Annotated in this window: 29 protein-coding genes; 12 read left to right on the top strand and 17 right to left on the bottom strand. The window is 68.2% G+C overall.

The window, feature by feature from the left end; genetic code table 11:
• Positions 1-233: 233 nt before the first annotated feature.
• From AC1VXD_RS05270 to AC1VXD_RS05255, 4 genes are all read right to left on the bottom strand, one after another.
• Positions 234-1,550 carry an ABC transporter permease gene (locus AC1VXD_RS05270; protein ID WP_482991164.1) on the bottom strand — a complete coding sequence of 439 codons (1,317 nt, stop codon included), beginning with the start codon at positions 1,548-1,550 and terminating at the stop codon, positions 234-236.
• A 12-nt stretch (positions 1,551-1,562) separates the two neighbouring features.
• On the bottom strand, positions 1,563-2,720 hold the full coding sequence (locus AC1VXD_RS05265; RefSeq protein ID WP_482991163.1) for an ABC transporter permease: 1,158 nt from the start codon (positions 2,718-2,720) through the stop codon (positions 1,563-1,565).
• A gap of 14 nt (positions 2,721-2,734) precedes the next feature.
• Positions 2,735-3,424, bottom strand: a complete 690-nt coding sequence (locus AC1VXD_RS05260; RefSeq protein WP_049412548.1) for an ABC transporter ATP-binding protein — start codon at positions 3,422-3,424, stop codon at positions 2,735-2,737.
• A gap of 102 nt (positions 3,425-3,526) precedes the next feature.
• The gene (locus AC1VXD_RS05255; RefSeq protein WP_482991162.1) at positions 3,527-4,774 is read right to left on the bottom strand and encodes an efflux RND transporter periplasmic adaptor subunit; all 1,248 of its coding nucleotides are present in this window, start codon (positions 4,772-4,774) and stop codon (positions 3,527-3,529) included.
• A 203-nt stretch (positions 4,775-4,977) separates the two neighbouring features.
• Between AC1VXD_RS05255 and AC1VXD_RS05250 the strand changes: the two genes are divergently transcribed.
• Genes AC1VXD_RS05250 through AC1VXD_RS05235 form a run of 4 tightly spaced genes read left to right on the top strand, consistent with a single transcriptional unit; the run spans position 4,978 to position 8,479 of the window.
• Positions 4,978-5,886: an ABC transporter ATP-binding protein gene (locus tag AC1VXD_RS05250; RefSeq protein ID WP_482991161.1), complete on the top strand. Its 909-nt coding sequence runs from the start codon at positions 4,978-4,980 to the stop codon at positions 5,884-5,886.
• Complete coding sequence (locus tag AC1VXD_RS05245; protein ID WP_482991160.1) at positions 5,883-6,659, top strand: ABC transporter permease; 777 nt, start codon at positions 5,883-5,885, stop codon at positions 6,657-6,659. The genes AC1VXD_RS05250 and AC1VXD_RS05245 overlap by 4 nt, the downstream gene beginning before the upstream one ends.
• Positions 6,660-6,665: 6 nt before the next feature.
• Positions 6,666-7,880 (top strand): sensor histidine kinase, encoded by a 1,215-nt coding sequence (locus AC1VXD_RS05240; protein ID WP_482991159.1) that lies wholly within the window; start codon positions 6,666-6,668, stop codon positions 7,878-7,880.
• Positions 7,877-8,479 (top strand): response regulator transcription factor, encoded by a 603-nt coding sequence (locus AC1VXD_RS05235; RefSeq protein WP_164073676.1) that lies wholly within the window; start codon positions 7,877-7,879, stop codon positions 8,477-8,479. Before AC1VXD_RS05240 ends, AC1VXD_RS05235 begins: the two co-directional genes overlap by 4 nt.
• 102 nt (positions 8,480-8,581) lie before the next feature.
• On the opposite strand, the gene AC1VXD_RS05230 is transcribed toward AC1VXD_RS05235, so the two are convergent.
• From AC1VXD_RS05230 to AC1VXD_RS05190, 9 genes are all read right to left on the bottom strand, one after another.
• A complete protein-coding gene (locus tag AC1VXD_RS05230) occupies positions 8,582-9,118 on the bottom strand; it encodes a cytochrome b (protein WP_482991158.1) in 537 nt (178 codons plus the stop codon).
• Positions 9,115-10,221, bottom strand: coding sequence for a catalase family peroxidase (locus AC1VXD_RS05225; protein ID WP_482991157.1), 1,107 nt, complete (start codon positions 10,219-10,221; stop codon positions 9,115-9,117). The genes AC1VXD_RS05230 and AC1VXD_RS05225 overlap by 4 nt, the downstream gene beginning before the upstream one ends.
• A 136-nt stretch (positions 10,222-10,357) precedes the next feature.
• Positions 10,358-11,725, bottom strand: coding sequence for a leucyl aminopeptidase family protein (locus AC1VXD_RS05220; protein WP_482991156.1), 1,368 nt, complete (start codon positions 11,723-11,725; stop codon positions 10,358-10,360).
• A 3-nt stretch (positions 11,726-11,728) separates the two neighbouring features.
• On the bottom strand, positions 11,729-12,451 hold the full coding sequence (locus AC1VXD_RS05215; RefSeq protein ID WP_482991155.1) for an HAD family hydrolase: 723 nt from the start codon (positions 12,449-12,451) through the stop codon (positions 11,729-11,731).
• Between the two features lie 31 nt (positions 12,452-12,482).
• Positions 12,483-13,589 carry an AI-2E family transporter gene (locus AC1VXD_RS05210; protein ID WP_482991154.1) on the bottom strand — a complete coding sequence of 369 codons (1,107 nt, stop codon included), beginning with the start codon at positions 13,587-13,589 and terminating at the stop codon, positions 12,483-12,485.
• Positions 13,590-13,656: 67 nt separating this feature from the next.
• Positions 13,657-14,103: a protein sip-5 gene (locus AC1VXD_RS05205; protein ID WP_482991153.1), complete on the bottom strand. Its 447-nt coding sequence runs from the start codon at positions 14,101-14,103 to the stop codon at positions 13,657-13,659.
• On the bottom strand, positions 14,100-14,570 hold the full coding sequence (locus tag AC1VXD_RS05200) for a phage holin family protein (RefSeq protein WP_108758411.1): 471 nt from the start codon (positions 14,568-14,570) through the stop codon (positions 14,100-14,102). The genes AC1VXD_RS05205 and AC1VXD_RS05200 overlap by 4 nt, the downstream gene beginning before the upstream one ends.
• An 8-nt stretch (positions 14,571-14,578) precedes the next feature.
• Positions 14,579-14,941, bottom strand: coding sequence for a hypothetical protein (locus AC1VXD_RS05195; RefSeq protein WP_108767457.1), 363 nt, complete (start codon positions 14,939-14,941; stop codon positions 14,579-14,581).
• A gap of 100 nt (positions 14,942-15,041) precedes the next feature.
• The gene (locus tag AC1VXD_RS05190) at positions 15,042-16,475 is read right to left on the bottom strand and encodes a Do family serine endopeptidase (protein WP_482991152.1); all 1,434 of its coding nucleotides are present in this window, start codon (positions 16,473-16,475) and stop codon (positions 15,042-15,044) included.
• Positions 16,476-16,922: 447 nt separating this feature from the next.
• On the opposite strand from AC1VXD_RS05190, the gene AC1VXD_RS05185 reads away from it, so the two are divergent.
• Positions 16,923-17,846: a histone gene (locus AC1VXD_RS05185; RefSeq protein WP_482991151.1), complete on the top strand. Its 924-nt coding sequence runs from the start codon at positions 16,923-16,925 to the stop codon at positions 17,844-17,846.
• 107 nt (positions 17,847-17,953) lie between these two features.
• Positions 17,954-18,652 carry a hypothetical protein gene (locus AC1VXD_RS05180; RefSeq protein ID WP_482991150.1) on the top strand — a complete coding sequence of 233 codons (699 nt, stop codon included), beginning with the start codon at positions 17,954-17,956 and terminating at the stop codon, positions 18,650-18,652.
• 12 nt (positions 18,653-18,664) lie between these two features.
• On the opposite strand, the gene AC1VXD_RS05175 is transcribed toward AC1VXD_RS05180, so the two are convergent.
• A complete protein-coding gene (locus AC1VXD_RS05175) occupies positions 18,665-19,024 on the bottom strand; it encodes a DUF1428 domain-containing protein (protein WP_108767461.1) in 360 nt (119 codons plus the stop codon).
• 287 nt (positions 19,025-19,311) lie between these two features.
• On the opposite strand from AC1VXD_RS05175, the gene AC1VXD_RS05170 reads away from it, so the two are divergent.
• Both AC1VXD_RS05170 and AC1VXD_RS05165 read left to right on the top strand, forming a co-directional pair.
• Positions 19,312-19,884 carry an OmpO family porin gene (locus AC1VXD_RS05170; RefSeq protein WP_482991149.1) on the top strand — a complete coding sequence of 191 codons (573 nt, stop codon included), beginning with the start codon at positions 19,312-19,314 and terminating at the stop codon, positions 19,882-19,884.
• Positions 19,885-20,073: 189 nt separating this feature from the next.
• Positions 20,074-20,751 carry a response regulator gene (locus AC1VXD_RS05165; protein WP_482991148.1) on the top strand — a complete coding sequence of 226 codons (678 nt, stop codon included), beginning with the start codon at positions 20,074-20,076 and terminating at the stop codon, positions 20,749-20,751.
• Between the two features lie 9 nt (positions 20,752-20,760).
• On the opposite strand, the gene AC1VXD_RS05160 is transcribed toward AC1VXD_RS05165, so the two are convergent.
• Positions 20,761-21,150, bottom strand: a complete 390-nt coding sequence (locus tag AC1VXD_RS05160; RefSeq protein ID WP_406233392.1) for a DUF6165 family protein — start codon at positions 21,148-21,150, stop codon at positions 20,761-20,763.
• 169 nt (positions 21,151-21,319) lie between these two features.
• Here AC1VXD_RS05160 and AC1VXD_RS05155 point away from each other — a divergent pair, with 169 nt between their 5' ends.
• On the top strand, positions 21,320-22,018 hold the full coding sequence (locus AC1VXD_RS05155; protein WP_482991147.1) for a TorF family putative porin: 699 nt from the start codon (positions 21,320-21,322) through the stop codon (positions 22,016-22,018).
• Here AC1VXD_RS05155 and AC1VXD_RS05150 read toward each other — a convergent pair.
• Positions 22,015-23,163 (bottom strand): MFS transporter, encoded by a 1,149-nt coding sequence (locus AC1VXD_RS05150; RefSeq protein ID WP_482991234.1) that lies wholly within the window; start codon positions 23,161-23,163, stop codon positions 22,015-22,017. The genes AC1VXD_RS05155 and AC1VXD_RS05150 overlap by 4 nt on opposite strands.
• Before the next feature lie 157 nt (positions 23,164-23,320).
• Here AC1VXD_RS05150 and AC1VXD_RS05145 point away from each other — a divergent pair, with 157 nt between their 5' ends.
• The gene (locus tag AC1VXD_RS05145; RefSeq protein ID WP_482991146.1) at positions 23,321-24,208 is read left to right on the top strand and encodes a LysR family transcriptional regulator; all 888 of its coding nucleotides are present in this window, start codon (positions 23,321-23,323) and stop codon (positions 24,206-24,208) included.
• Here AC1VXD_RS05145 and AC1VXD_RS05140 read toward each other — a convergent pair.
• Positions 24,177-24,644 (bottom strand): YehS family protein, encoded by a 468-nt coding sequence (locus AC1VXD_RS05140; RefSeq protein WP_482991145.1) that lies wholly within the window; start codon positions 24,642-24,644, stop codon positions 24,177-24,179. The two genes, AC1VXD_RS05145 and AC1VXD_RS05140, sit on opposite strands and share 32 nt — an antisense overlap.
• 84 nt (positions 24,645-24,728) lie before the next feature.
• Here AC1VXD_RS05140 and AC1VXD_RS05135 point away from each other — a divergent pair, with 84 nt between their 5' ends.
• Positions 24,729-25,226, top strand: a complete 498-nt coding sequence (locus tag AC1VXD_RS05135) for a hypothetical protein (protein ID WP_482991144.1) — start codon at positions 24,729-24,731, stop codon at positions 25,224-25,226.
• Between the two features lie 160 nt (positions 25,227-25,386).
• Entirely contained in the window at positions 25,387-26,139 is a 753-nt protein-coding gene (locus AC1VXD_RS05130; RefSeq protein ID WP_108767469.1) for an SDR family NAD(P)-dependent oxidoreductase, read from the top strand.
• The last annotated feature ends 129 nt before the right edge of the window (positions 26,140-26,268 follow it).

Here is a 26,268-nt window from a genome sequence, read left to right as displayed (position 1 = left end):
GTGTGCGTGTGTTCATCCACGCATGGCGTGGATCTACTGGAATGCGGACACCCGCGCGATCGACACGCGCATCGGTAGATCCACGCCATGCGTGGATAGGGCATCGGTAGATCCACGCCATGCGTAGACAGGGCATCGGTAGATCCACGCCATGCGTGGATGATGCCCACAAAAAAGGGCGAAGCCTTCGCTTCGCCCTTCCACATCCATCACCGCACACACGTATGCGCTGATCAGGTTTCGCGCAGCGCCGTGGTGATCGGCAGGCGCGCCGCGCGCAGTGCCGGGAACAGGCCACCGACCAGGCCGATGCCCAGCGCCCACTTCAGCCCATTCCACAGCAGCTCCGGTGATACATGGAACTTGAACACCACGGCGCTGAAATTGCTGCCGATGGTGGACACGCTGTATCCGTTGAACAACAACCAGGCCACGGCGCAGCCGAGCAACCCGCCCAGCAGCGCCAGCAGCATGGTTTCCAGCATTACTGCGGTCACCACCGGCAGGCCGCGGAACCCGATCGCACGCATGGTGGCGATCTCGCGCGCACGCGTCGCGACTGCCGCATACATGGTGTTGAGCGCACCAAACACGGCGCCCACCGCCATGATCGTGCCGATCACCTTGCCAAGGATGTCGATCAGCTTGGTCAGGCCGCCGCCCTGCTTGCTGTAGTACGCACGCGTGGTTTCCACGTCCAGCTTCAGCCGAGGATCGGCCGCTACGGCCGCCTTGAACTGTTCGAAGCCAGGCCTGCCATCGGTGCGCACGCTGATCGACTGCCATGCACTGCGCTGGTAGGTGGTGGCCAGCGTATCGGCATCGGTCCACATTTCCGAATCGTGCGCATCCCCCGAGGCGAACACACCCACCACGGTCCAGGCCTGGTTGCCAAGGGTCAGCATCTTGCCGACGTCCAGATCGCGGAACTGTCCCTGCGCGCCCTGGCCGACCACGATCTCGCGCAGGCCAGTGCCGAACGTGCGGCCCTGCACGATCTTCACCTTGTCATGCACTGCCCACGCCTGTGGGCCAACGCCGCGGAACTGCGCGTTGACGTCGGTGCCGTCGGCCTTGGACACGAGGTTCACCACCTGCGACAGCTCCGGCGACAGCAGCGGCCGGCCTTCGCCATCGCGGCTGATGCCGGGCAGGGTGGACAGCATCGGCACCTGCTCGCGGGTGATGACCGAATTGGTCTCGGCCTGCGAGCCGCCGCGCAGCACGATGGCGGTGGTGTCATCGCCAGTGTTGTTGAGCGTGGCCTGGAAGCCCTCGCCCATGGCCAGCATCGCCACCAGTACGCCGACCACGCCGGCAATGCCGACCACGATCACCGAGGAGGCACCCCAGCGCTGCGGCAGGCTGGCGATGCCGATACGGGTGGCCGCCAGCGCCAGCCGCCCGCTGCGGGTCAGCAGCAGCCACAGCGCCACCAGCACCGCCACGGCCAGTACACCGACCCACGGCAAGCCGATCCACAGCAGCAGGCCCACCGCCAGCAGCAGCACGGTCAGTGCATTTCCCAACCACTTCTTGATCCTGTTCATGGGGTGTCCTCCTCAGCGGCCGGCCAACGCATCGACGATCTTCAGGCGCTTGGCGCGCAGCGCGGGCAGCAGCCCGACCACGACGCCGATCACCACGATCAGGCCGATACCCACCAGCCAGGTGGGGGTCGGTACGTGCGGTGGCAGCATGCCCAGGCTCTTCGGTGCGATCGCCTGCAGCACCAGCGCGGCCAGGCCCATGCCGATCAGGCCGCCGAGGCCGATCAGCAGCACCGACTCGACCATCACCAGCGTCAGCACGGTGCTGTCCTTGAAGCCCAGCGTCTTCAGCGTGGCCAGCTCGGGAATGCGCTCGCGCACGGCCTGCGCCATGGTGTTGCCGGTCAGCAGCAGCAGGGTGAAAAACACCGCGCCCATGATCGAGGTGACGATCATGCCGATGTCCGCGAACTGCTTGACGAAGGCCTGCTGGAACGCCGATTCGGTCTGGGTCTTGGTCTCGTGGTCGGAGTTGGCCGAGATCGCATCGATGGCCTGTGCCACCCGCGAGGCATGGCCGGGGTTGTCCAGGGTGATCGTGTACCAGCTCACCTGGTTCTTGATGTAGTCGTTGGATTCGTCGAAGTATTTCCAGTTCATCATCAGCTGGCGTTCTTCGTTGCTTGCCTGCGCGCGGTCCTTCGAGCGGAAGATGCCCTTCAGTTCCAGCGGCCAGTCATTGCTGCCGCCGCGCGGGAAGATCGTTGCCTGCAGCGGAATGGTGTCGCCGATCTTCCAGCCGAACTGGTTGGCCAGGGTCTCGCCGACGATGGCGCCGGTGCGGGTCTGCTTCCAGTCTTCCAGCTGCGCCGGGTCGATCTGCAGTTCGCGGTAGACGTCGAAGTAGTTGGGCGACACCGAGAAGTTCGGGAAGAAGTTCTTCGGGTCCTGGTAGATGCCGCCGAACCACATGCCATAGGCCACGTCGCGCACGCCGTCGACCTGGCGGATCTGCGTTTCCAGGCGGATCGGCAGCGACTGGGTGATCGACAGGCGCGAAGCAGTGACCAGGCGGTTGGCACCCTCCACGCTGCCGCCGGAATTGAACGCCACGCGTACCGAATCGAGCATGCCGAACAGCAGGAACGCCGCGACCACCGAAAGCAGGGTCAGCAGGGTCCGGGTGCGGCTGCGGAACAGCTGGGCCCAGACCAGGGAAAAGTATTTCATCGCCGGGGCCTCCGTCAGTGGGCCAGCGGGGCGTCGGCCAGCTCGCCCTTGTCCAGATGCACCGTGTGGGTGGCGTACTCGGCGGCCTTCGGGTCATGGGTGACCATGATGATGGTCTTGCCGTGTTCGCGGTTGAGCTGCTGCAGCAGGCCCAGGATCTCCTCGGCCGACTGCCGGTCGAGGTCGCCGGTCGGTTCGTCGCAGATCAGGAAGGTCGGGTCGGAGACGATGGCGCGGGCAATCGCCACGCGCTGCTGCTGGCCGCCGGACAGTTCGTTGGGGCGGTGGCTGCGGCGGTCGGCGAGGCCGACCAGGGTCAGTGCGATCTCGGCATTGCGCCTGCGCTGTGCGGCGCTGAGGTGGGTCAGCAGCAGCGGCAGCTCCACGTTCTTCTGCGCGGTCAGCATCGGCATCAGGTTGTAGAACTGGAACACGAAGCCGACGTGGTGGCTGCGCCAGGTCGACAGCTGGCCGCCGCTCATCTGGTCGATGCGCTCGCCTTCGATGCTGATCTCGCCGCCACTGGGGTTGTCCAGGCCGCCGATCAGGTTGAGCAGGGTGGTCTTGCCCGAACCGGACGGGCCCATCAGCGCGACGAAGTCGCCGCTGGCGATGTCCAGGTCGATGCCATGCAGCACCTGCACTTTCTCCGGGCCACGTTGGTAGGTCTTGGTGATGTTGCGTAGTGAAACCAGGGTCGACATCGGGGTTCTCCACGAAAGGTGGGACACGGGGATGCGCGCCGGCCACGGGCCGGAGCTTGCATCGAACGGTGCTGCCGGCGGCGCCACGCGGGCGCCAGGCCATTACTGCGCTTGTTTCAGTCGAACCCTGGCGCCATCGCGCAGGGTGTCCGGTGGGCTGACCACCACGCTTTCACCCGCACTCACGCCCTTCAGCAGCTGGCGGTCCTTGCCCATTGCCTGGCCGGCCTGCACGGCGCGCTGCTGAACGCGGTCGGCATCGCCCAGCACGAAGGCCACGCTGGCACCGTCGCGCTCGACCACGCCCGTGGCCGGCACGCGCACGCCCTGCGGCGTGGCCGCGGCCTGCGGCTGCGCCTGTTCCAGGAAACTGACCCGCACGCCCATCTCCGGCACGATGCGCGGGTCCTTCACCTTCAGCGCCACGCGCACCTTCACCGTGGCCTTGCCGCGGTCGGCGGTAGGGATGATGGCAATCACCTCACCGGGGATCTTCCACTCCGGGTAGGCGTTGAGCGTGGCTTCCACCGGCATCTTCGGCTGCACGCGGCCGATGAAGGCTTCGCCCACTTCCACCTCGATCTCCAGCGACTCCATGTCGACGATGGTGCCGATGCCGGTTCGGGTGAAGCCGCCACCGGCCGACAGCGGCGAGACGATCTCGCCCGGCTGCGCGGCCTTGGCGGTGACCACGCCGGAGAACGGCGCGCGCACGATGTTGTTGTCCACGCCAAGGTCGGCGATGGCGAGCTGGTCGCTGGCCACCTTGACGTTGCGCTGGGCGGTATCGAGCTGCGCGCGGAGGCTGTCACGCTGGGCGACGGCCTGGTCGTACTGCGAACGTGAGACCAGCTGCTGGCCGACCAGCGCCTGCAGGCGGCTGGCCTCGGCGGCGGCCTGGCGCTGTTGCGCCTGCAGGCCGGCCACCTGTGCACGTGCGGCCTGCACCTGCGAGGCGGAGAGGCTGCGCTGTGCATCGGCATCGATCGGGTCAAGCGTGGCCATGACCTGGCCAGCCTCCACCCGCATGCCTTCCTCGATCATCACTTCGCGTACCTTGCCGGTGATCTTGGCCGACACCGTGGCCATGCGCCGGGCCACCACGTAGCCGCTGGCATCGAGTACCGAGCTGCTGGCATTGCCCTGCTGGATCGCCACTGCCGGTGCGGTTTCCACCTCCACCGTCGGCTCGCGGCCGAACAGGAAGAAGGCACCGCCGGCCAACAGCAGCACGATCACCACCAACGCGATCCACAGCCAGCGGCGCCCGCCCGGCCCATCCCCGGAGGACGGCGGCGGGTTCCTGCGGTCGATACGGAGTTCCTTCAACAGCTCGGCAGAAGCGTTCATTGCGTTCCATCACAGGCGTTCGGGCGGAGTGGCCGGAAGGGCGACAGCAGCGGTTCCGGTGGCAAAGCGTGCGGCACAGCATGCAGGTGGCACGGGGCGGGATGGCAGTGACAGCTGTCACCCGATGTAGCTGACGGCGGCCACTGCAAAACGTGACCGGGGCGGCACAGGATGGCAACGTCCCCGCTACCGGTACCGCACCCATGGATCCGACCGCAGCTCCCACTACGGCCCCGCTGGCCCGCCTGCACCAGGTGCAGGTGCAGTACGCCGGCCATGCCGCACTGCAGGGCATCGACCTGCAGGTGCGTGCCGGCCAGGTCCTGGCCCTGCTGGGCCGCAACGGTGCTGGCAAGAGTACCGCGATCAGCGTGCTGCTGGGCCTGCGCCGCGCCGATGCCGGGCAGGTCGAACTGCTCGGCGGTGATCCGCAGCAGCGCGCCAGCCGCGTGGGCCTGGGTGTGATGCTGCAGAGCACCAGCCTGCCGCCGATGCTGCAGGTGGATGAGCTGGTGGCGCAGGCTAGCGCCTGCTATCCCGACCCGATGCCGCTGGCCGAGGTCCTGCAGCGCGCCGGGCTGCAGGATCTGGCCCGTCGCCGCTACGGGCAGCTGTCCGGTGGCCAGCAGCGCACGGTGCAGTTCGCCATCGCGCTGTGTGGGCGCCCGCGCGTGCTGTTCCTGGATGAGCCCACCACCGGCCTGGACATCCAGGCGCGGCAGGTGATGTGGCAGGCGATCCGGCAGCTTGTGGCCGAAGGCTGTGGCGTGCTGCTGACCACCCACTACCTGGAGGAGGCCCAAGCGCTGGCGTCGCAGGTGGTGGTGCTGGAGCAGGGCCGCGTGCTGGCCGATGCGCCGCTGGCCGAGCTGCGCCTGGCCGACCGGCCGCGGCGCATCCGCTGCCGCAGCAGCCTCGCAGTGGAAGACGTGCAGCACTGGCCGGGCGTGCAGCAGGTGCAGCGCGACGGAGCGCACCTGCAGCTGCTGGCCAGCCCGGCCGAACCGGTGGTGGCGCGCCTGCTGGCCGCCGACGCACGACTGCAGGAACTGGAAGTACAGGGCGCGGCACTGGCTGACGCCTTCCTCGACATGACCCGGGAGGCCGCATGAACACCGTGACCCGTACCCTCGCTGCGCCGCGCGCTTCCGTGCGTGCCGCCCTGCGTCCCTGCATCGCCGAGCTGCAGGCCGAGCTGCGCCGGGCCTGGCGCACGCCGGCCTTCGCGGTGCCGTCGCTGCTGTTCCCGGTGCTGTTCTACCTGTTGTTCGGCGTGCTGCTGGGGCGTGGACATGCGCCGCTGTATCTGCTGGCCACCTACTGCGTCTTCGGCGCGATGGCACCGGCGCTGTTCGGCTTCGGCGTGCAGCTGGCACTGGACCGCGAAGGCGGCCTGCTGACCCTCAAGCGCGCGCTGCCGATGCCGGCGGCGGCACCGTTGCTGGCACGGCTGGCGATGGCGGTGATGCTCGCGCTGCTGGTGGCCGGCCTGCTGGTCACCGCGGCCAGCACACTCGGCGGTGTGCATCTGCAGGTACAGCAGATCCTGCAGCTGCTGGCTGTGGCCGCACTGGCGGCCCTGCCGCTGGGTGCCATCGGCCTGCTGATCGGCAGCCATGTCAGTGCCAGCGCGGCGCCGGCGATGGTCAACCTGGTGTACCTTCCGCTGGCCCTGCTCTCGGGCCTGTGGCTGCCGCTGTCGGCGCTGCCGAAGCTGTTCTCGACGATGGCGCCGCTGTGGCCGACCTGGCACCTGGCGCAGCTGGCGCTGCCGGTGGTCGGGCTGCCTGCGGCAGGCAGCCTCGCCGGGCATCTGCTGGTGCTGCTGGGCGTAACCGTAGTGGCATTGCTGCTGGCGCGTCGCCGCCTGCGCCGGGTCGGCTGAACTGGCATGATCGGCAGCGAACGTCCCCGCCTGGATCCGCCCGTGTCGTCGAGCTGGCTTGCCTCCCTGCTGCGCCCCGCGCCGGATTCGGCCGTGGCTGACCAGTTGCGGCGCGGCAAATCACCGTGGAGCGGGGCGATCCACCTGCTGTGGTCGGTGTGGATCTTCCTGACGCCCGCGCTGGGCAATGGCTTCACCCTGCGCTGGTTGTTCCTCACCCTGGCCAGCTATCCGCTGTTCCTGTTCCTGTATGCACGGGTGATGCTGGCGCCGCGCCACCACGGCCCGCGTTATGCAATGGCGATGGTCGCGCTGTCGCTGGTGCTGCTGCCCTGGTACCCCTCCGGCCTGAGCTACTTCGTGTTCGGCTGCGTGCTGATGCGCATGAGCGGACGCAGCGGCTGGTGGATGTACCTGCTGCAGCTGAGCGGTTTGAACCTCGTGTTCTGCTCGGCCGCGCTGTACTTCGGCTACCCGTGGCAGGCGCTGGTGTGGATGCCGGCGGTGTCCTTCATCGTCGGCCTGGTGGTGAACGTGGAGGCGTTGAGCCAGCAGCGCGACGTGGCCCTGCAGCTGTCGCAGGAGGAAGTGCGGCGGCTGGCGACCACTGCCGAGCGCGAGCGCATCGGCCGTGACCTGCATGATCTGCTCGGCCACACGCTTTCGCTGATCACGTTGAAGCTGGAACTGGCGCGCAAGCTGTACGACCGCGATGACGCGCGTGCGCGGCAGGAGATCGGCGAGGCCGAGGCCATCGCCCGCGAGGCATTGGCGCAGGTGCGCAGCGCGGTCACCGGCATCCGTGCCAGCGATCTGGCCGGCGAGCTGGCCTCGGCGCGGCTGCTGCTGGAATGCCAGCAGGTGCACCTGCACTACACGGTGCCGCCACCGATGCCGGTGGAGGTGGAGCGCGGCCTTGCCCTGGTGCTGCGCGAGGCGGCCACCAATATCGTGCGCCATGCGCAGGCGACCCAGGCGCGGGTGGAATTCATGCAGGAAGGACGGCAACTGGTGATGCAGATACGCGATGACGGACGGGGCGGACTTCAGGCCGAAGGCAATGGCCTGTGCGGCATGCGCGAGCGCGTGGCCGCGCTTCGCGGCCAGCTGCAGGTGCAGTCGGGCAGGGGAGAGGGGACCGTGTTGAGCGTGCGAGTGCCGCTGGCAGCGGCCACCACTCCGGTCCCACCGGCCTCGCTGGCACAGGACGGTGCGGCATGATCCGCATCCTGCTGGCCGAGGACCAGGCCATGGTGCGCGGCGCGCTGTCGGCGCTGCTGGGCCTGGAGCCGGACATCGAGGTGCTGGGCAGTGCCGCCGACGGCGAAACCGCCTGGCGCATGCTGCAGCAGCTGCAGCCGGACATCCTGGTGACCGACATCGAGATGCCTGGCCTGACCGGTCTCGAGCTGGCCCAGCGCATCGCCCGCCACGAACTGCCGATCAAGGTCGTCATCGTGACCACCTTCGCCCGCGCCGGTTTCCTGCGCCGTGCGCTGGAAGCGGGGGTGCTGGGTTATCTGTTGAAGGATGCACCGGCGGAGAACCTGGCCGAAGCGCTGCGCAAGGTGCAGCAGGGCATCCGCGCGATCGACCCGCAGCTGGCGATGGATGCGTGGTCGCAGGCCGATCCACTGACCGACCGCGAGCGCCGCGTGCTGCGGCTGGCCGGCGAAGGCCGCACGGCCAGCGAGATCGCTGAACAGCTGGGGCTTTCGCACGGCACGGTGCGCAATTACCTGTCCGAGTGCATCGGCAAGCTGGGCGTGGCCAACCGCATCGAGGCGTACCGGCTGGCCCGGCAGAAGGGCTGGTTGTAGGCGCGCCATGTGCCGGTAGCGCGGGGCCATGCCCGGCGAGCGCAGCGGCGGGTGTTGGCCTTCCGCCGGGCGTGGCCCGGCGCTACCGATTCGAGGCCCCGCTCAATCCTTTCCGCGTGCCATCGCCTGGAACACGCCATCGCGGCGCACCCACAGGTGGAACAGCGCCGCGCCCACGTGCATCAGCACCGTGGCGAACAACACATACGCCAGCAGGCTATGCGCGTTGCGCAGGGCGGCATACAGCGCCGGGGTGTGCGGCACGATCGGTGGCAGGTGCAGGCCGCCCCACAGGGTGATCGGGTAGCCGCCGGCCGACAGCATCGCCCAGCCGATCAGCGGCATCGCCAGCATCAGCCCGTACAGCATCCAGTGCGATGCCTTCGCCGCCAGCGCCTGCCACGCCGGCAGGTCGGCCGGCAGCGGTGGCGGGCGGTGGCGCAGGCGGTTGTACAACCGCAACAGCACCAGCACGAGGATGGCGATGCCCAGCGGGCGGTGCAGGTCGATCAGCATCGGCCGCAGGTGCAGCGAGGCGACCATGGTCACGCCGACGAACAGCATGGCCAGGATCATCGCCGCCATGGTCCAGTGCAGGATGCGCGCGAGCAGGTTGAAGTGGCCGTTGCCGGTACTCATCGTGCGGCCTCCTTCTTCGGTTGTTCGACGTTGCCGGCAGCGCGTTCGCGCTCGCGGCGGTTGAAGGACTGCGAGTACACGGCCGAGCGCGCGGCCAGGATCGGGTCGTCACTGCCGCGCACGCCGCTGGGCAGGATCAACGGGTCGAAGTTGACCTGGCCGCAGGCGCCTTCCTCCTGCGACTGCATGCGGTCCAGGCTGAGCACGCCGGCCACCACCTGCTCGCGCGACTCCGGCCACGGCGTCGACGGATCGTCGATGGCATCGCCGGGCGCGGCGGTGCTGACCACCAGATTCCACTGCACCGGGCCCTTGGCCAGGCGCTGCTGCAGTTCCTGGCTGAGGAAATCGACGCTGGCCTGCCTGCGCGTTTCCGCATCCATCTCTACCACCGGCGCCAGCGGCTGCCAGCGCCAGCGCACCGCGCGCTTCTGTCCCTGCGCGTTGGTGAACCAGAAACTGTTGACGCTGTTGTAGGTGGTATCGGCCCAGCTGCTGGTCCACGGCGCGGTCTTCGCCCATTGCTGGAAGGCCTGCGCACTGGGGTATCTGGCCAGCACGGCGGCCATCTTCTGCGGGTCGGGCTTGCCGGTGGCCGGGTCGGGAATGGAGGCGCGGGTCTGCTCGTAGAAGGCCTCGGCGTCGGGCACGGCGAAGAACGGGAAGCTGTTCATCGCCATGCGCCATTCCTGGCCGTCGTCACTGACCATCTGCACCGCCATGCTGCGCACGCGCGCGGTGTTGTCGGCGCCGTACGGGTCGCCGCCACCGATCGACAGGCGGCCCATCACCGGCACGCGCGCCTGCGAGAACACCCGCGCGCTGGACAGGGTGGGCGCCTGCGCGCTGGGTTCGAACCAGCCGCTCACGCAGATGCCCTTGCTGTGCGCACGCCGGAAGCCTGGATGGGCCGGGCCGGTGGCTTCAATGGTGTCGGTGAAACGCTGCGCGGTGAGGCGGTTGCCGATCCAGCCGGCCAGCCAGGCGAAGGCCAGCGCGGCGCCGCCCAGGATCAGGGCGATCAGGGCGATCCAGGGCAACGCCGAATGCGTGCGCGATGCGCCCGGCGTCTGGCCAGCGCGGGTGTAGCGGAAGAGCGACATGGTCGGGTTCCTGCCTTCACGGATCGTGTGGGTGGTCGACCCGCACATCCTCGCAGAACCCTTCCAGGCCCGGTATTCAATTTTTCGTCAAACTTCCAGCGCAAACGGTAGCGCCGGGCCATGCCCGGCGGCTCCCTCAGGCGTATCGCTTCTTCAGCATCGCCCAGGCCGAACGCAGGGCCAGGGCCTCGCCACCGGCCGGACGGCCCGGGCGCTCGCCGTCGTTCCAGGCATACACGTCCAGGTGTGCCCAGCGCTGGTCGTTTTCCAGGAAACGCTCCAGGTACAGCGCGGCGGTCACCGAGCCGGCCATGCGCGAGCCGGCATTGGCCAGGTCGGCCACGCCGCTGCTCAGGTAACGCAGGTACGGGCGCCACAGCGGCATGCGCCACACCGGGTCGCGGGTTTCATCGCCGGCCTGCAGCCACTGCTGGGCCACCGTGTCGTCGTTGCTGAATAGGGCCGGCAGGTCCGGGCCCAGCGCAATGCGGGCGGCACCGGTCAGGGTGGCGAAGTCCAGCACCAGGTCGGGTTTCTGCTCGCCGGCGAAGGTCAGCGCATCGCACAGGACCAGGCGGCCCTCGGCGTCGGTGTTGTCGATCTCGACGCTCAGCCCCTTGCGCGTGGCGATGATCTCGCCCGGGCGGAAGGCATCGGGGCCGATCGCATTTTCCACCGCCGAAATCAGCAGGGTCAGGCGCACCGGCAGCTGCTGGGCCATCACCAGCCCGGCCAGGGCCAGCGCGTGGGCGGCACCGCCCATGTCCTTCTTCATGTTGCGCATGCCGTCGGCCGGCTTGATGTCCAGGCCGCCGGTATCGAAGCACACGCCCTTGCCGACCAGCGCCAGCGCCGGGTCGCTGTCCTTGCCCCAGCGCAGCACGATCAGGCGCGGCGCGCGGTGCGAGGCACGGCCCACTGCGTGGATGGCCGGGAAGTTCTGCTTCAGCAGTTCATCGCCGGTGATCGCTTCGACCTGCGCACCGTGGGTGTCAGCCAGCGCACGTGCGGCGTCTTCCAGCTGCTGCGGGCCCATGTCCTCGGTCGGAGTGTTGACCCAGTCGCGCACGCGCAGGCTGGCCGCGATCAGGTCGGCCACTTCCGCCGTCGGGCTGGCCAGCAGTTGTGCCGGTGCTCGGTTGCGCTTGCGGTAACGGTCGAAGCGGTAGCTGCCCAGGCCCCAGCCCAGCTGCAGCAGCGCCTGTTCGGCGGCCGGCAGTTCGGTGGCCAGCTGCCACACGCTGCCTTCGGGCAGGGCGTGCGGGGCATGCGCATAGGCGTAGGCATCGGCGCGGTCGCCAACCCCGATCACCGCACCGGCCAGGCCGTCCGCGCCCGGCAGCAGGGCCACGCTGTGGCCGCTGGCATTGAAGCCCTGTGCGTCCAGCCATGCCTGCTGTGCAGCCGGCTGGGCGGCCTTCCAGCGGGCGTACTGCTCGCGGTCCAGCACGTACAGCGGCAGTGCGGCGGTGGCGGTGGCGGTGAAGCCGGTGATCTCGCTCATGCGTCAGTTACTCCGGTGTTCGTCGGCGGCATCGAGGTTGGCGTCCAACCAGTCTGCCAGGCCGGTAAGGGTGTCGAACTGCAGGTCCGGCTGCAGCTGCGGATGGGTCCAGGTGGCAGCGTCGCGGTTGATCCAGCAGCCGCGCAGGCCGGCCGTGATCGCCCCGGCCACGTCCATCTCGATATGGTCGCCCACGTGCAGCACCTGCGCTGGCGCCACGCCCAGGCGGTCGCAGGCGGCATGGAAGATGCTGGGCTCCGGCTTGGCCGCGCCATGTTCGCGCGCGCCCAGTTGGAAGGCGAACAGATGCGACAGGCCGATCCGTTCCAGGTCGGCGTTGCCGTTGCTCAGCGCCGCCACCGGTACCCTCTCGGCGATGCGCGCCAGCGCGTCGAGGGCATCGGGATAGCACTCCACCTGGTTGCGCGCGGCATAGAACACTTCGTAGGCCGGCTCCAGCAGGTCCAGGCTGGCGCCGCTGTTCTGCAGCGCCTCCTGGATCGTCAGCCGGCGCAGCGCGCTCAGGTCGAAGTGCAGCTGCGGGTTGTCGCGGAAGGAGCGCTCGCGCAGTTCGCGCATCGCCGCCACCGGGTACATGGCGGCGGTGGCGGGGCTGTGCTCGCACATCCATTCGTGCAGGACCACGTCGATGCGGGCGCCGATCGGCGCGAACGGCCAGAGCGTGTCGTCGAGGTCGAGGGTGATGGCTTGGACGAGAAATTTCACCCGGCCATTCTACGCCTGCCCGCCGGGGCTTTCATTCCAGCAGCCGCGCCCAGCCCTGCATGCCCTCCAGGCGCGCCAGCACCAGCTTGATGCAGACCAGCAGCGGCACCGACAACAGCAGGCCGACCATGCCCCACGCCCAGCCGAACACCATCAGGGCCAGGATGAGCACCAGCGGCGACAGCTTCATCTGCCGGCCCAGCACGACCGGGGTCACCAGCTGCCCTTCCAGCGTATGCAGGCCCAGGTAGGCGGCGGCCGGCAGCAGGGCCTGCAGCGGATCGCGGAACTCGACAAAGCCCATCAGCAGCATCATCGCCACGCCGATCAGCGGGCCCACGTACGGCGCGAAATTCAGCAGCGCGGCCACCGTGCCCCACAGCAGGGCCTCCTGCAGGCCGATGCCGAGCAGCATCAGCACGCCGGCAAACACCAGCCCCACCAGCGTGTTGATGACGCTGATGGTGAGCACGTAACGGGAGACCTCGCGTTCGATCGAACGCAGGATGTCGGTGGTGAAGCGCTGCTGCTGGCGGTTGGGGAACAGGGCGATGGCCGCGCGCTGCAGGCTCTCGCCATAGATCATGAAGAACAGGGTGAGCAGCACCACCGCCAGTACCGATGCGGCCAGCTTCGGTGCCCGGGTCAGTACGCGATAGGGGTCGTCCAGCTGCGTGCGGATGACCTGGATCCTGCGGTTGCTCTCGCCACCGGCGACGCGCGCGAAGTTTTCCGCCGCCTGGTTGGCCTGCTGCACCGGCTTGGTCAGGTCCTGCACCTGGCGGGCGATCTTGCGCAGCTGCTGCGGTGCTTCCTGTGCCCAGTCCATTGCCGGGCCGATCAGCTGCACGCCGAGCGAGGCGGTCACGCCCAGGCCGGTGCCGAGGATCAGCAGCGCACCGATCGCGCGCGGGATCCACAGCCGGCGCAGGAAGCGCAGGATCGGGTTGCCGACCAGGGCGAAGAACATTGCCAGCAGCACCGGCAGAATGATGTCCTGCGCGGCCCACAGGGTGAAGGCCACGGCCAGCGTAGCCAGCACCACCAGCGACATCGGCCCGCGCGGGCGCGAGGGCGGCGGCAGGGGAGCCCTGCTTTCCGGTTCGGGGGCCACAGGGGACAGCAGGGACTCGCTCATCGACGCACCGACCGGGAAGGGAGGCCCATTATCCGCCCGCCGCGATCAACGCGGCGGATGTGTCGAGTCAACGTTCGGAGACGTCGGTGGCCGCTTCGGCCGGCTGCGGTTCGCGCAGTTCCGGTTCGGGGGCGGCTGCCGGTCCCGGAGCCGGGCGGGGAGCGGCCTGCGGGGCCATCTGCTCGGCGGCTTCATCGGCCTGGTCGGCCGCTTCATCCGCCGTATCGGCCGCATGCGCGGCCATCGCGGCGGCAAATGCCGCCTGGCCGCTGGCAAACAGGTTGGATACCGAACCGATCATCTGCAGCCAGCGTGCGCCGTTGACCTTGCCCGGTAATTCCAGCTTGCCGGCAAGGAAACCGCCGGCAAGCCCGACGGTGATGATGCGCAGCGGCGACCAGCCCTGCCGCCAGACCTGGCTGAGCACGGTCCAGCTGTCCTCGGTTTCGGCCATGCGTACGGCCATCACCTGTTCGCAGCGCTTGACCCGCCGCTGCAGCGCGCCGAACTTCATGGCTTGCCCTCCGGAATCTGCACCTCGGCATCGGGGTCGTCTTCGCTGGGCTCGTCAAACAGGCCCAGCTTCGACAACTGGCGCCGGGTGGCGTGCATGCCGGTGTGGTGGAAGAAGTAGGACACCCGCCAGATGGCGTAGCCGGTGACGGCCAGACTGAGCAGCGAGGTGATCAGCAGGGCCTGCAGCCAGCTCAGGCCCCAGCTCTGCAGCAGGGCGATGAGGGTGGCGGCCATCAGCAGCCAGGCCGAGGCACCGAACACGATGCCGACCCCGGCCCAGGCCAGAGCGCGCCCGAATGCGCTGCGCGCCAGGGCGAAGTCGGCCGAAGCCAACCGCCGCAGCGAACGCAGCGAATTCTTCGCCGAATCGGCGGCGGCCTTACCCGCCGCGCCGACCTGGCGGATGCTCTCGTCCAGCGGCGGGGTGGCCGCCGGATCGGGTGCTTGCGTGGTCTCTTCGCTCACGCCGCAGCTTACTTGTCGCTGCTGCTGGCCAGCTTGGCGATCAGCCAGCCGGCGGCGAAGGCCACGCCGAACGATGCCAGCGGCCGCTCACGGATCAGCTCGGCGGCGCTGTCGACCAGGTCCTTGCCCTTGTCCATCAGTGCGTCGACCTGTTCCTTGGCTGCGGCACCACCGAATTCGGCGGCGGCCAGGCCGGACAGCGCGCTGTCGGACAGTTCGGCCTTGACGTTGGCCTTGCCGATGCGCAGTTCGTCGGTCGCAGCGCCGGAGGCGCCCTTGATCGCACCGCCGGCAGCACTGGCGGCCTGCTTCAGGTGGGAACCGGCTTCACCCAGGTGTTCCTTCAGGTTCTCGGTATTGGTGGGGCTCATCGAATCACTCCTGTTGCGATGGGGGGACGAACGACGGTTCGGCCGATGGGGCGTACAGCAATAGCATCGGCCGGGTATAGGGGGTGTTACGGCGGGGCGATCAGCGCATCACCAGCTGGCCCTGCTGCTGGCCATTGTTGCGCAGGATGCGTAGCACCAGGTTGGCCGGGCGCTGCTGAAAGTTGGCACGCCAGCTGGCCAGGTCGGCGAATTCGCCCACCGTGGCCTCGCTGATGATGTCGCCCTGCTGCAGGCCGTTGCTGGCCGCGCGGCTGCCGCGCTTGACCTCGCTGACCAGCACGCCGCCCACGCCGGACTGGCGCAGCGACTCGGGCAGGTCGGTGAAGGTGGCGCCGGTCAGGCGCGGGTCCAGGCTGTCGCCGGCCACCGAGCGTGCCTGTTCCTTCAGCATGGCCTTGACCTGCACCGCCTTGCCCTCGCGGCGCACATCCAGCGCCAGCACGCTGCCGACCGCCGCCAGGCCTTCGACGTTGTGCAGGGCTTCGGCGCTGTCCACGCGCTGGCCGTTGGCCGACACCACCACGTCGCCCGGCTTCAGCCCGGCGGCAGCGGCGGCCGAACCGGCCAGCACGCGGGTGATCAGCGCACCGCGCGTTTCACCCAGGCCCAGGCCCTGGGCGATCTGCGCGCTCAGGTTCTGCGCTTCCACGCCCAGCGTGCCGCGCACCACCACGCCGTGCTTGACCAGCTGGTCGACCACGCTGCGTGCCAGGTTGGAGGGAATGGCCAGGCCCAGGCCGATGTTGCCGGCCATGCTGCCCTGCGGATTGAAGCTGGCGGTATTGATGCCGACCAGCTGGCCCTGCAGGTTGACCAGCGCGCCGCCGGAATTGCCCGGGTTGATCGACGCATCGGTCTGGATGAAGTTCTGGTAGCCCAGCCCGCGGATGCCGGTGCGGCCCACCGCCGAGACGATGCCCGAAGTCACCGTCTGGCTGAAACCGAACGGGTTGCCGATGGCCACGACGAAGTCGCCCACCCGCAGCTGGTCGCTGTTGCCGAGCTTGATGTCGGTAAGGTTCTGCGCCGGGATGCGGATCAGGGCGATGTCGGTATCGCGGTCCGAACCGATGAACTCGGCCTTCACCGTGCGCCCGTCGGCCAGGGTCACCTGCACGTCGTCGGCATTGTCGATGACGTGGTGGTTGGTCAGCACCAGGCCTTCGCTGGCGTCGATGATGACACCCGAACCGAGCGATTCGTTGATGCGTTCCTGCGGCACGTCGGGGAACAGGCGGCGGAAGAACGGGTCGTTGAAGAACGGATTGCGGACCCGCACCACCTGCTTGGTGTTGACGCTGACCACGGCCGGCATGGCCTTTTCCAGCATCGGCGCCAGCGACGGCACGGGCTGTCCGGCAACCGCCGCCGGCAACGCGGCACTGGTCGGCAGCGCGGCGGGCAACGGCGCCGCATCGGCGCGGTTGTCCAGATGGGCGTTGATGCCGGTGGCGACGAAGCCGCCGAAGGCAGCAGCAATTGCGAGCGTGAGCAGGGTGGGAAGCGGTCGCATGGGAGTCGGTTCGCAGACGGTGGAGTGGGGCCGTAGGGCTATACGGTAGAGCAAGCTGAATGAGTGTGTCGCGGTCCGGATAAATGGCCCATGAAAAAAGAACGGCCCGCGACGCGCATGTCGACCCTGCAGGCGTGCCTCCGCCGCGTGCCGACATGTTCCGACACTTGCGCAGTTCGACGCATCCTGGCGTTGCGATCGTGCGCGGCACGCAGCGTGTCGGTCTGCGATGCGCCGTGGCCCGCAGGTGGGGCACGGGCACACGCCCAGCATCGCACAACACTTAAATAAAGGGGTTTTCTGAATGCAGCCCGGTCCGGCGCTGGTGTTCGCCTACACCAGTGCCGTCGCATCCGGTGCGATTGAATATGTGCGCCCCGTTCCACGACGGACAATGTCGGTATAGCATCGCCCCGTTTTGACAATCCAGGCCCCCAGGAGGGCAACATGAGCAACGGTAATGGTGTGTCGGTCGTGACCGACGCCGTCGAGAACGTTAAAGAAACCGCCGCCAACGTTGGCGAGACCATCGCCCACGCCGCCGAAGACGCCGTGAAGTCGGTCAAGAAGACCGTCAAGCGCGCCACCAAGGCTGCCGGTACCCGCGTTGCCAAGGCAAAGAAGGCCGTGGCCAAGGTCGAGAAGACCGTTGCCAAGAAGGCCGAGAAGGCTGCCAAGTCGGTCGGCAAGACCGTCGCCAAGGCGAAGCAGAAGCTGGAAACGGCCAAGAAGAACGCCAAGGCCGAAGCCGCTGCCCTGAAGAAGGAAGTGGCCAAGAAGAACGTTGCTGCCGGCAAGGCCGTGACCAAGAAGGCCGCTGCGGCCAAGAAGACCACCAAGGCTGCCGGCAAGAAGGTCGCCACCGTGAAGAAGGCCGCCACCAAGAAGGCTGCCGTCGGCAAGAAGACCGTTGCCAAGAAGGCTGCCGTCGCCAAGAAGACCGTTGCCAAGAAGACCGCGGCCGCCAAGAAGGTTGTCGGCAAGAAGGTCGCCACCGCCAGGAAGGCCGTGGCCAAGAAGACCGTGGCCGCCAAGAAGGTCGCCGGCAAGAAGGCCGTGGCTGCGAAGAAGGTTGTCGGCAAGAAGGTTGCCGCCACCAAGAAGGTCGCCACCAAGAAGACCGCCGCTGCCAAGAAGGTCGTCGGCAAGAAGGTTGCAGCCACCAAGAAGGTTGCCACCAGGAAGACCGCTGCTGCCAAGAAGGTTGTCGGCAAGAAGGTCGCCGTCGCCAGGAAGGCCGTGGCCAAGAAGGCTGCGCCGCTGAAGAAGGTTGCCGCCAAGAAGGCACCGGCCAAGAAGGTCGTCGCCAGGAAGGCCGCTGCCAAGAAGGCTCCGGCCAAGGCCGTGCGCAAGGTCGCCAAGCGCAAGTAATCGCGCGGTGACAGAAGGCCCTTCCGCCCACTGGGCGGGAGGGCCTTTCGCATTTCAGGGGCGGGCTTTGCGGCAAGATGCAGGTTCTTCCCGCTGGAGCCCCGGGCATGCGCGGCATCGATTTCAGTTCCTGGCAGGGCGTGCTCTCCACCCTGGCCGGCCTGGTCCTCATCACCCTGCTGGGCGTGGGCATCCGCCTGCTGGTGATGCAGACCCTGCAGCAGCGCCGCGAGCGCGAGAACCGGCAGATCAACGAACGCCTGCGCACGCTGATGGCGGCCTACAAGACCCTGGGCGGTTCGTTCACCGGTGAGCTGGGCGTGGACCCTACCCATCGCCGCGACCTGCGCCAGCGCGAAGCCGAACACGGCATCGCCGAGCCCGGTTCGGACCGCGCCCGGCGCATCCGCGATGCCGTGGAAGCGGCCCTGTCGGACATCCTGCTGCTGGGCACCGACGGACAGGTGCGCCTGGCCGCGCGCGCGGCCGAGGAACTGGCACAGGGCCGGCCGGTGCACACCCACGAACTGGTGGTGTCGCTGCGTGACTTCGTGCGCGAAGCCCTCGACCTGGCACCCATCCCAAGCGATCTGCGCATTCCGCCGCAGGGGCCGACGCGGCCTGGCGGCAGCGGTGGTGGCAGCGGCAAGGCGCGCAGCGACGGGGATGCCAAGGGCGGCCGTGGCGGTGGTGGTGGCGGTGGAGGAGGGGGCATGGGCGGCGGCATGGGCGGCCTGGGCCTGGGTGCCGGCGCCGCGCTGGGCGCCGGCCATGCGGCAGGCAGTGATGAAACGGACGCCCGCTGAGCGTCGATTGCGTCAGGCGGTCAGTTCGTAGATCGGAACGAAGCCGCCGTAGATCATCCGTGCACCGTCGAACGGCATCGGATTCTGCGCCGGATCCAGCCGCGGGTCTTCCATCATCTTTTTCATGCCGGCATCGCGGGTGGCCTTGTCCGGCCACTCGATCCACGAGAACACTACGGTTTCATCCGGCGTGGCCTTCACCGCGCCGAAGAAGTCGGTGGTCTTGCCGTGCGGAACGTCATCGCCCCAGCACTCGACCACGCGCAGGGCACCGTATTCGATGAACACCACGTCGCCGCTGCGCGCGTGGGCGAGGAATTTTTCCTTGTTGGCAGTGGGCACCGCCAGGACGAAACCATCGATGTAACTCATCGCTTGCCTCCGAGGTGGGCCGTGCCACATGCACGGCCTTCAATGACCCGACGAACCGGCGTGGGGGAAATCGACAACGGTGCAGTGAATACGCGGCGATCACGCCGGAGCTGCGTTCGCGCACCGCGCGCGTATGCCTGAAACTGCCTGAATCAAGCCAAAAAATTCAGCAAAGCAAAGACGGCTGTTTTCAGGGAGCGTTGTGGCGAATAACGGAGAATTTACATTCCCGATGCGATGGCGCTTTGGCGCTGCTGCACAACATAAGAACGTAAAGGTGTACCCCCATGAAGAATTCGCTGATTGCTCTGGCACTGGCCGCTGCCCTGCCGTTCTCTGCCTCGGCCGCCGAGAACCTGTCCTACAACTACGCTGAGGCCGATTACGCCAAGACCGACGTTGATGGCGTCAAGGCCGACGGTTGGGGCGTCAAGGGTTCCTACGGCTTCCTGCCGAACTTCCACGCTTTCGGCGAATACAGCCGCCAGGAAATCGACCACACCAACCTGAAGGTTGACCAGTGGAAGATCGGTGCCGGCTACAACGTCGAAATCGCCCCGTCGAGCGACTTCGTCGCCCGCGTCGCCTACCAGAAGTTCGACCCGAAGCACGGCCTGGACTTCAATGGCTACAGCGCTGAAGCCGGTATCCGCACCGCGTTCGGCCCGCATGCCGAAGTCTACGGTCTGGTCGGTTACGAAGACTATTCGAAGAAGCACGGCGTCAACCCGGAAGGCCAGTGGTACGGCCGCCTGGGTGGCCAGGTCAAGCTCAACCAGAACTGGGGCCTGAACGGCGAGCTGAAGATGAACCGCCACGGCGACAAGGAATACACCGTCGGCCCGCGCTTCAGCTGGTAACTGCTGCACGGCGCGTCCGCGCGCTGGAGATGCACCAACAGGCCCGGCAATGCCGGGCCTGTTGCGTTCTGACAAAGCGGAACGACAGGTGACTGCGCACCGTGTCGCTTGCTGCATTGCAAGAAATTGGATTCCGCTGCTGTTGAGGGGGTCCCAGGATGACGGTCCTGTCCAACAGGACCCGCCGCAATGTCACCTGCGCTTCCTCCCCTGCTCCCCGATCGGCCGCGCCGGCTGGCGTTGCTGGATCCGCATCCGGTCCTGCGGCTGGGCGTGGAAGTGCTGTTGAGCCAGCACAGCGGCGTGCAGGTCTGCGCCAGCTTCGACGATGAAGCGCCGCTGCTCGCGCTGCTGCAGCAGGACCCGTACGCGGTGGATCTGCTGGTGATCGATGCGTTGCCGCTGGGCGACCTCGGCGATGGCCTGGCCCTGCTGCGCGAACTGACGCAGCGCTGGCCGCGCCTGCCCGTGCTGGTGCTGTCGGCCCACTGCAATGCCAGTACGGTGGCCACGGCGATGCAGGCCGGTGCGCGTGGGTTCCTGTCCAAGGCGACGTCGCCGGAGATGCTGCTGCGCGCGCTGGATACGGTGTCCCGCGGAGGCCGCTTCGTGCCGCCGGAGCTGCGCACGCAGCTCAATCGTTCGCGCACGCGGCGCGCCCCCGCGTTGGCGCTCACTCCGCTCAGCCGGCGCGAACGCGAAGTCCTGCGGCTGGTGCTGCAGGGCTGCAGCACCGGTGAAGTGGCGCGCCGCTTCCAGCGCTCGGCCAGCACCATCAGCACGCAGAAGAAAGCCGCCTACCAGAAGCTGGGCATCCACAGCGATGGCGAGCTGTTCCGCATCCGCCATCTGCTCGAATGCGGCTGATGCAGGGGTTTACTCGCCCTGGTACTGCTTCTCTTCCACCAGCGCCGAGCCGGCCACGCGGTTGATCTCGTTCTTCACCACGATGCGCTCGCCATTGGTGCCGTAGACACCGCGCGCCAGCTGGATGAACGCATCATCGAACACCTGCGCCGCTTCCTTGTCGCGCAGCTGGTCCTGGATATCCCACATGCGTTCGTTGATGGCCTTGAGCTGGATGCGCAGCGCGCCCAGCGCCGGCTGCGCCTGCAGCTGCTGCTGCAGCAACGGCAGCAGGCCGTCCAGTTCGGTGCGTACGTTGGCCAGCTTGGCGGCATCGTCGATGCGCTCTGCCTTGATCTCGAGGATGGTGATCTTGTCGATCAGCTCGCCGATTGATACCGGGGTCAGGATGGCGTCCACGCAGGGCTCCTTTCAACAGGGCGCCATGATACCCCGGCAACTGCCCGAGCCCGTTCGCTTTACGTTGAATTTGCGCGAACGCTGCCGCTGCGCCATCGATCCGTTATGGCCCCGCCGCCGACACTGCCGTCCCGGCGGTGCAACCGCCTTGTACAAGGAACACCACGCAGTGGACAGCAAGGGGATGAGCGCGGGCGTGACCGCACTGGTGGCCGGCCTGCTCGGCATCGGCAGCGCGCAGGCGCAGGTGCAGGCCAGCGGCAGCATGGCGGTGACCAGCGATTACGTGTGGCGCGGCAGCTCGCAGGCCGGTGGCGACCCGGCGGTGCAGGCCGGGGCGAAGCTGGCGCTACCTTCGGGCCTGTATGCCAGCGTGTGGGGGTCGAACGTGTCGTTCACGCCGGACATCGGTGCGCGCAGTGAATTCGATCTGGTGGCCGGCTGGTCCGGTGCCGTGGCGCGGGATTGGAGCCTGGATGCCAACGTCACCCGCTACCTGTACCCGGGCACCGGGCGCACGCTGGACTGGACCGAACTCGGCGCCACCCTCAGCTGGAAGCAGCGGGCGTGGCTGCAGCTGGCCCATTCCAGCGATGCGCTGGCAGGCGGCCATCGTGGCACCTATGCGCAGCTGGGCGGACGCCTGCCGTTGAACGACCGCTTCCGCCTGGAAGCGGCGGTCGGCCACTACTGGCTGGCCGATGCCCAGGGCCCGGACTACCTGCATGGCCAGCTCAGCGCCGTCGCGACACTGGCACCGGCGTGGGAACTGCGTGCCACCGTGCACGACACCGACAATGCCGCGCGCCGGCTGTTCCCCGGCAATGCCGGCGGGCGCTGGGAGCTGGCCCTGCAGGGCAGTTTCTAGCGGGCCATCGCTGCCTGGCGCGCACGCCACGCGCCGGGCAGCCACAGCAGCAGGGCGAGCACGGCCACCGCCGCGCCGGCCACGCACACGCCGGTCCAGCCGAAGTGCTGGTAGACCTGCGCCGACAGCAGCGATCCCAGCGAACCGCCGATGAAGTAGCCGGTCATGTAGCCAGCGTTGAGCCGGTTGCGTGCGTCCGGCTGCAGCGCGTAGATCAGGTTCTGGTTGCTGACGTGCAGCAGCTGCGCGGCCAGGTCCAGTACCACCACGCCCACCAGCAGCGCCAGCAGCGAGTGCGCCGACAGGCCCAGAGGCAGCCACGACAGCAGCAGCATCACCAGTGCGATGGCGGTCGCGCGGCCGGTCTGCCCACGGTCGGACATGCGCCCGGCCAGCCCCGCCGCCAAGGTGCCGGCGGCACCGACCAGGCCGAACAGGCCGATGGTGGCATCGCTGTATTCGTACGGCGACTGTGCCAGCAGGAATGCCAGCGGGGTCCAGAAGATGGCGAACATGGCGAAGCTGCACGCGCCCAGCAGGGTGCGCTGGCGCAGCACCGGTTCCTGCACGAACAGGGTGCCGATCGAGCGCAGCAGGGCGAAATAGCCCAGGCCGGCGGTGTGGTGGAAGCGCGGCAGCCCGCGCTGCAGCGCCAGTGCGGTCAGCACCAGCACGGCGGCGGCGATGGCATAGACCAGGCGCCAGTCGCCCAGGCTGGACAGAAGGCCGGCCACGGTGCGTGCCAGCAGGATGCCCAGCAGCAACCCGCTCATCAGCGTGCCGACCACGCGGCCGCGATGCTCCGGCGCGGCCAGGGTCGCGGCGAACGGTACCAGCACCTGCGCCACCACCGAGAACAACCCGGTGATGGCCGTGCCCACCAGCAGCCAGGCCAGCGACGGCGCACAGGCACTGATGACCAGGCCACTGGCCGAGAGCAGGCTCATCACCACGATCAGGCGGCGGCGCTCGAACAGGTCACCCAGCGGCACCAGCAGGATCAGCCCGGCGGCGTAGCTCAGCTGGGCAGCGGTCACCACCATTCCGATCTGGCCGAACGGCACGCCGAACGCATCGGCGATGGTGTGCAGCAGTGGCTGCGCGTAGTAATTGCTGGCCACCGCCACGCCGGTGGCAACCGACATCAGCAGCACCTGCCAGCGGTGCAGGGGAGGGAGGGAAAGGCTCACGGGGCATTCCAGAACGTGGGGCGCACAGTGTCCTCCTGCTGCATTGATGATGGAAATGAATCATCATCATCCTTGGCATCTGAAATTCAGATGGTCGACAGGGGCAGCCCGCATGAAGCTCACGCAGCTCGAATTTGCCGTGGCCCTGGCCGAAGAGGGCAACTTCACCCGTGCCGCCGCGCGCTGCCATGTGGTGCAGTCGGCGCTGAGCCACCAGATCGCGCACCTGGAAGCGGAACTGGGTGCGCCGCTGTTCGAACGCCTGCCGCGGCAGGTGCGGATCACGCCAGCCGGCGAGGCGCTGCTGGTGCATGCACGGCAGGTGCTGGCCAGCTTGCGCCACCTGCGCGCCGACGTGGCGGCGGTGACCGGCGAGGTGCGCGGCACCCTGGCGATCGGGCAGATCTCCTCGCTCACCGACATCGACGTGGTGGCCATCCTCGCCACCTTCCGCCAGGCCTACCCGCAGGTGGAATTCCAGCTGCGCGTGGACAAGAGCGAAACCCTGATCGCGCAGGTGCAGGCGCGTGAACTGGATGTCGCCTTGGTCGGGCTGGCACCGTCGGCCAGCCTGGATGGCGTCTGCCACCAGATGCTGCAGGAAGAGGATCTGGTGGCGGTGGTGGCGCCGACGCATCGGCTGGCCGGGCAGGCGCGCTTGCCGCTGGCCCTGCTGCAGGACGAGGCGCTGGTGGACTTCGCGCGCGGTACCGGCGCGCGCCGGCAGACCGACGATGCATTCGCCGCGGCCGGCCTGCCGCACCAGGTGCGTTTCGAGGTCAACCAGATGGAGCTGATCGAGCGCTTCGTCCGCCATGGGCTGGCGGTGGGCATCGTGCCGGTGCTGATCGCGCAGGGGTTCGAGGGGATGGTGCAGATACCGCTGCAGCCCACCCCGACCCGGCGCGTGCACCTGGCCTGGCAACGCCTGCCCACGCCGGCGGCGCGGGCCTTCGTCGAGGCCGTGCTCAGCCGCGCACGCGCAGGCTCAGGCCCTTGAGGAAGTTGCGCAGCATCTGGTCCAGGCAGCGCCGGTAATTGGTGTGGCCGGGCTGGCGGAACAGCGCGCCGAGCTCGGACTTGGACACCCTGAAGCCGACGCTGGCGAAGATTTCCATCAGGTCAACGTCGCGCAGCTGGAAGGCCACGCGCAGCTTCTTCAGCACCAGGTTGTTGTCGATGCGGGTCTCCACCGCGCGCAGCGGCTGGCTCTCGTCGCGACCCCGCAGGTGCACGATCAGCCCATCCAGGAAGTGCGCCAGCGCGCCGTCGTTCATCGCTTCGAAGCCGGCCTCGTCGTCGCGCCGCAGCCAGGCCCTGACCTGCTCGGTATCGACCACGAAGGCGGGGTCGGCCATCTGGCACAGGGTCACCACGTGGTGGTCGCCCAGGTCCAGCGCGTAGCGCACGCTGCGCAGTACATCGTTGTTGATCATGGCCCATTGTACCGGCCCGGCGTGTGTCACCGGACTGTCATCCCGTCGTAGCAAAGTGTGCGCACTTCCGCTGAGACTTCGCCGATGCGCCGGTTCCTTCTGTCCGCCCTGCTGGTCGCCAGCAGCTTTGCCGCCACCGCCCAGGACCGCTTCGTGCCGGTCGAACAGCACCTCAACGCGGCCCAGCTGGCCGAAGTGGGGCTGAGCCCGGCACAGCTGCAGGCACTGAACCGGGTGCTGCGCGAGGCGGAAAGCGCAGCGCCGGCGGCGGTGGCAGCCCAGCCGGCGGCAGCGCTGCCTGCAGCACCCTCGCCAGCCAACGTGCCGGCCCCGGCCGCCATGCACCTGGGCCTGGAAGAAGGCCCGGTCACGGCACGGGTGGTGGGCGATGTCGCCGGCTGGGAGCCGGGCACCGTCTTCATACTCGACAATGGCCAGCAGTGGCAGGTGATGAAGGGCCAGATGAAGCTGCGCAAGACCCTGCAAGCGCCGCAGATCGAAGTGATTCCGGGCATTGCCGGGCGCTGGTTCCTGCAGGTGGACGAAGACCTGCCCAAGGCACGGGTGTTCCGCCTGCGCTGAACCCTGCCGAGGCCCGTGCCGGGGTCGGATCCCCTTGCCGCAGGCAAAGGGCTCTGACCCCAGCAAGGCCCCCAGCCCGGCGAACCCGGCCTGATCGGGCAACGCAGGCACCGGCCGACGGTGCCAGAATGGGGGTCTGGTTCCCCACGGAGTTGTCTGCATGACCCGCACCGTCCTGATTACCGGCGCCACCTCCGGCTTCGGCGCCGCCGCCGTCCATCGCTTCGCCCAGGCCGGCTGGAAAGTGATCGCCACCGGCCGTCGTGGCGAACGCCTGCAGCCGCTGGTCGACCGCTATGGCAAGGACGTGGTGCACGCCGCCGTGTTCGACGTGCGCGACCCGGTGGCGATGGAAGCCGCGCTGCTGGCGCTGCCGCCGGCCTTCGGTGACATCGACCTGCTGGTGAACAACGCCGGCCTGGCCCAGGGCACCGCGCCAGCGCAGAGCGCCAAGCTGTCGGACTGGACCACCATGATCGACACCAACATCACCGCCCTGGTGACCCTGACCCATCGCCTGCTGCCGCTGCTGGTCGAGCGCAAGGGCGCGATCATCAACATCTCCTCGGTGGCCGGCGTGTACCCGTACCCGGGCGGCAACGCCTACGGCGGCACCAAGGCATTCGTCAGCCAGTTCTCGCTGGGCCTGCGTTCGGACCTGCACGGCACCGGCGTGCGCGTGACCACGATCGAGCCGGGCATGGCGGAAACCGAATTCACCGTGGTCCGTACCCACGGCGACCAGGCTGCCTCGGACAAGCTCTACACCGGCGCCAACCCGATGACCGCCGAAGACATCGCCGAGCAGATCTTCTGGGTGGCCACGCTGCCGCCGCACCTGAACATCAATCGCCTCGAACTGATGCCGGTGAGCCAGTCGTTCGCCGGTTTCCAGGTCGCCCGCGAAGGCTGACCGGGGTCGTAGCGTTTTTGTAGAGTCGAGATCCTATGTTCGTGGTCAAGCCTGCTGGAAGCGGGCTTGACCGACTTTCAGCATGGTCGGGTCGAAGTTCTGGCCACTCTTAAAGACGCCCCAGGCGAT

The organism is Stenotrophomonas sp. STEN054, assembly GCF_056854535.1.
This window is presented reverse-complemented; position numbering and strand designations above follow the sequence as displayed.

Bases quoted from the DNA above. Each gene is read 5' to 3' on its own strand.
- AC1VXD_RS05270 (WP_482991164.1), bottom strand. From the start codon at position 1,550: ATGAACAGGATCAAGAAGTGGTTGGGAAATGCACTGACCGTGCTGCTG.
- AC1VXD_RS05265 (WP_482991163.1), bottom strand. From the start codon at position 2,720: ATGAAATACTTTTCCCTGGTCTGGGCCCAGCTGTTCCGCAGCCGCACC.
- AC1VXD_RS05260 (WP_049412548.1), bottom strand. From the start codon at position 3,424: ATGTCGACCCTGGTTTCACTACGCAACATCACCAAGACCTACCAACGT.
- AC1VXD_RS05255 (WP_482991162.1), bottom strand. From the start codon at position 4,774: ATGAACGCTTCTGCCGAGCTGTTGAAGGAACTCCGTATCGACCGCAGG.
- AC1VXD_RS05250 (WP_482991161.1), top strand. From the start codon at position 4,978: ATGGATCCGACCGCAGCTCCCACTACGGCCCCGCTGGCCCGCCTGCAC.
- AC1VXD_RS05245 (WP_482991160.1), top strand. From the start codon at position 5,883: ATGAACACCGTGACCCGTACCCTCGCTGCGCCGCGCGCTTCCGTGCGT.
- AC1VXD_RS05240 (WP_482991159.1), top strand. From the start codon at position 6,666: ATGATCGGCAGCGAACGTCCCCGCCTGGATCCGCCCGTGTCGTCGAGC.
- AC1VXD_RS05235 (WP_164073676.1), top strand. From the start codon at position 7,877: ATGATCCGCATCCTGCTGGCCGAGGACCAGGCCATGGTGCGCGGCGCG.
- AC1VXD_RS05230 (WP_482991158.1), bottom strand. From the start codon at position 9,118: ATGAGTACCGGCAACGGCCACTTCAACCTGCTCGCGCGCATCCTGCAC.
- AC1VXD_RS05225 (WP_482991157.1), bottom strand. From the start codon at position 10,221: ATGTCGCTCTTCCGCTACACCCGCGCTGGCCAGACGCCGGGCGCATCG.
- AC1VXD_RS05220 (WP_482991156.1), bottom strand. From the start codon at position 11,725: ATGAGCGAGATCACCGGCTTCACCGCCACCGCCACCGCCGCACTGCCG.
- AC1VXD_RS05210 (WP_482991154.1), bottom strand. From the start codon at position 13,589: ATGAGCGAGTCCCTGCTGTCCCCTGTGGCCCCCGAACCGGAAAGCAGG.
- AC1VXD_RS05205 (WP_482991153.1), bottom strand. From the start codon at position 14,103: ATGAAGTTCGGCGCGCTGCAGCGGCGGGTCAAGCGCTGCGAACAGGTG.
- AC1VXD_RS05195 (WP_108767457.1), bottom strand. From the start codon at position 14,941: ATGAGCCCCACCAATACCGAGAACCTGAAGGAACACCTGGGTGAAGCC.
- AC1VXD_RS05190 (WP_482991152.1), bottom strand. From the start codon at position 16,475: ATGCGACCGCTTCCCACCCTGCTCACGCTCGCAATTGCTGCTGCCTTC.
- AC1VXD_RS05185 (WP_482991151.1), top strand. From the start codon at position 16,923: ATGAGCAACGGTAATGGTGTGTCGGTCGTGACCGACGCCGTCGAGAAC.
- AC1VXD_RS05180 (WP_482991150.1), top strand. From the start codon at position 17,954: ATGCGCGGCATCGATTTCAGTTCCTGGCAGGGCGTGCTCTCCACCCTG.
- AC1VXD_RS05175 (WP_108767461.1), bottom strand. From the start codon at position 19,024: ATGAGTTACATCGATGGTTTCGTCCTGGCGGTGCCCACTGCCAACAAG.
- AC1VXD_RS05170 (WP_482991149.1), top strand. From the start codon at position 19,312: ATGAAGAATTCGCTGATTGCTCTGGCACTGGCCGCTGCCCTGCCGTTC.
- AC1VXD_RS05165 (WP_482991148.1), top strand. From the start codon at position 20,074: ATGTCACCTGCGCTTCCTCCCCTGCTCCCCGATCGGCCGCGCCGGCTG.
- AC1VXD_RS05150 (WP_482991234.1), bottom strand. From the start codon at position 23,163: ATGTCGGTTGCCACCGGCGTGGCGGTGGCCAGCAATTACTACGCGCAG.
- AC1VXD_RS05145 (WP_482991146.1), top strand. From the start codon at position 23,321: ATGAAGCTCACGCAGCTCGAATTTGCCGTGGCCCTGGCCGAAGAGGGC.
- AC1VXD_RS05140 (WP_482991145.1), bottom strand. From the start codon at position 24,644: ATGATCAACAACGATGTACTGCGCAGCGTGCGCTACGCGCTGGACCTG.
- AC1VXD_RS05135 (WP_482991144.1), top strand. From the start codon at position 24,729: ATGCGCCGGTTCCTTCTGTCCGCCCTGCTGGTCGCCAGCAGCTTTGCC.
- AC1VXD_RS05130 (WP_108767469.1), top strand. From the start codon at position 25,387: ATGACCCGCACCGTCCTGATTACCGGCGCCACCTCCGGCTTCGGCGCC.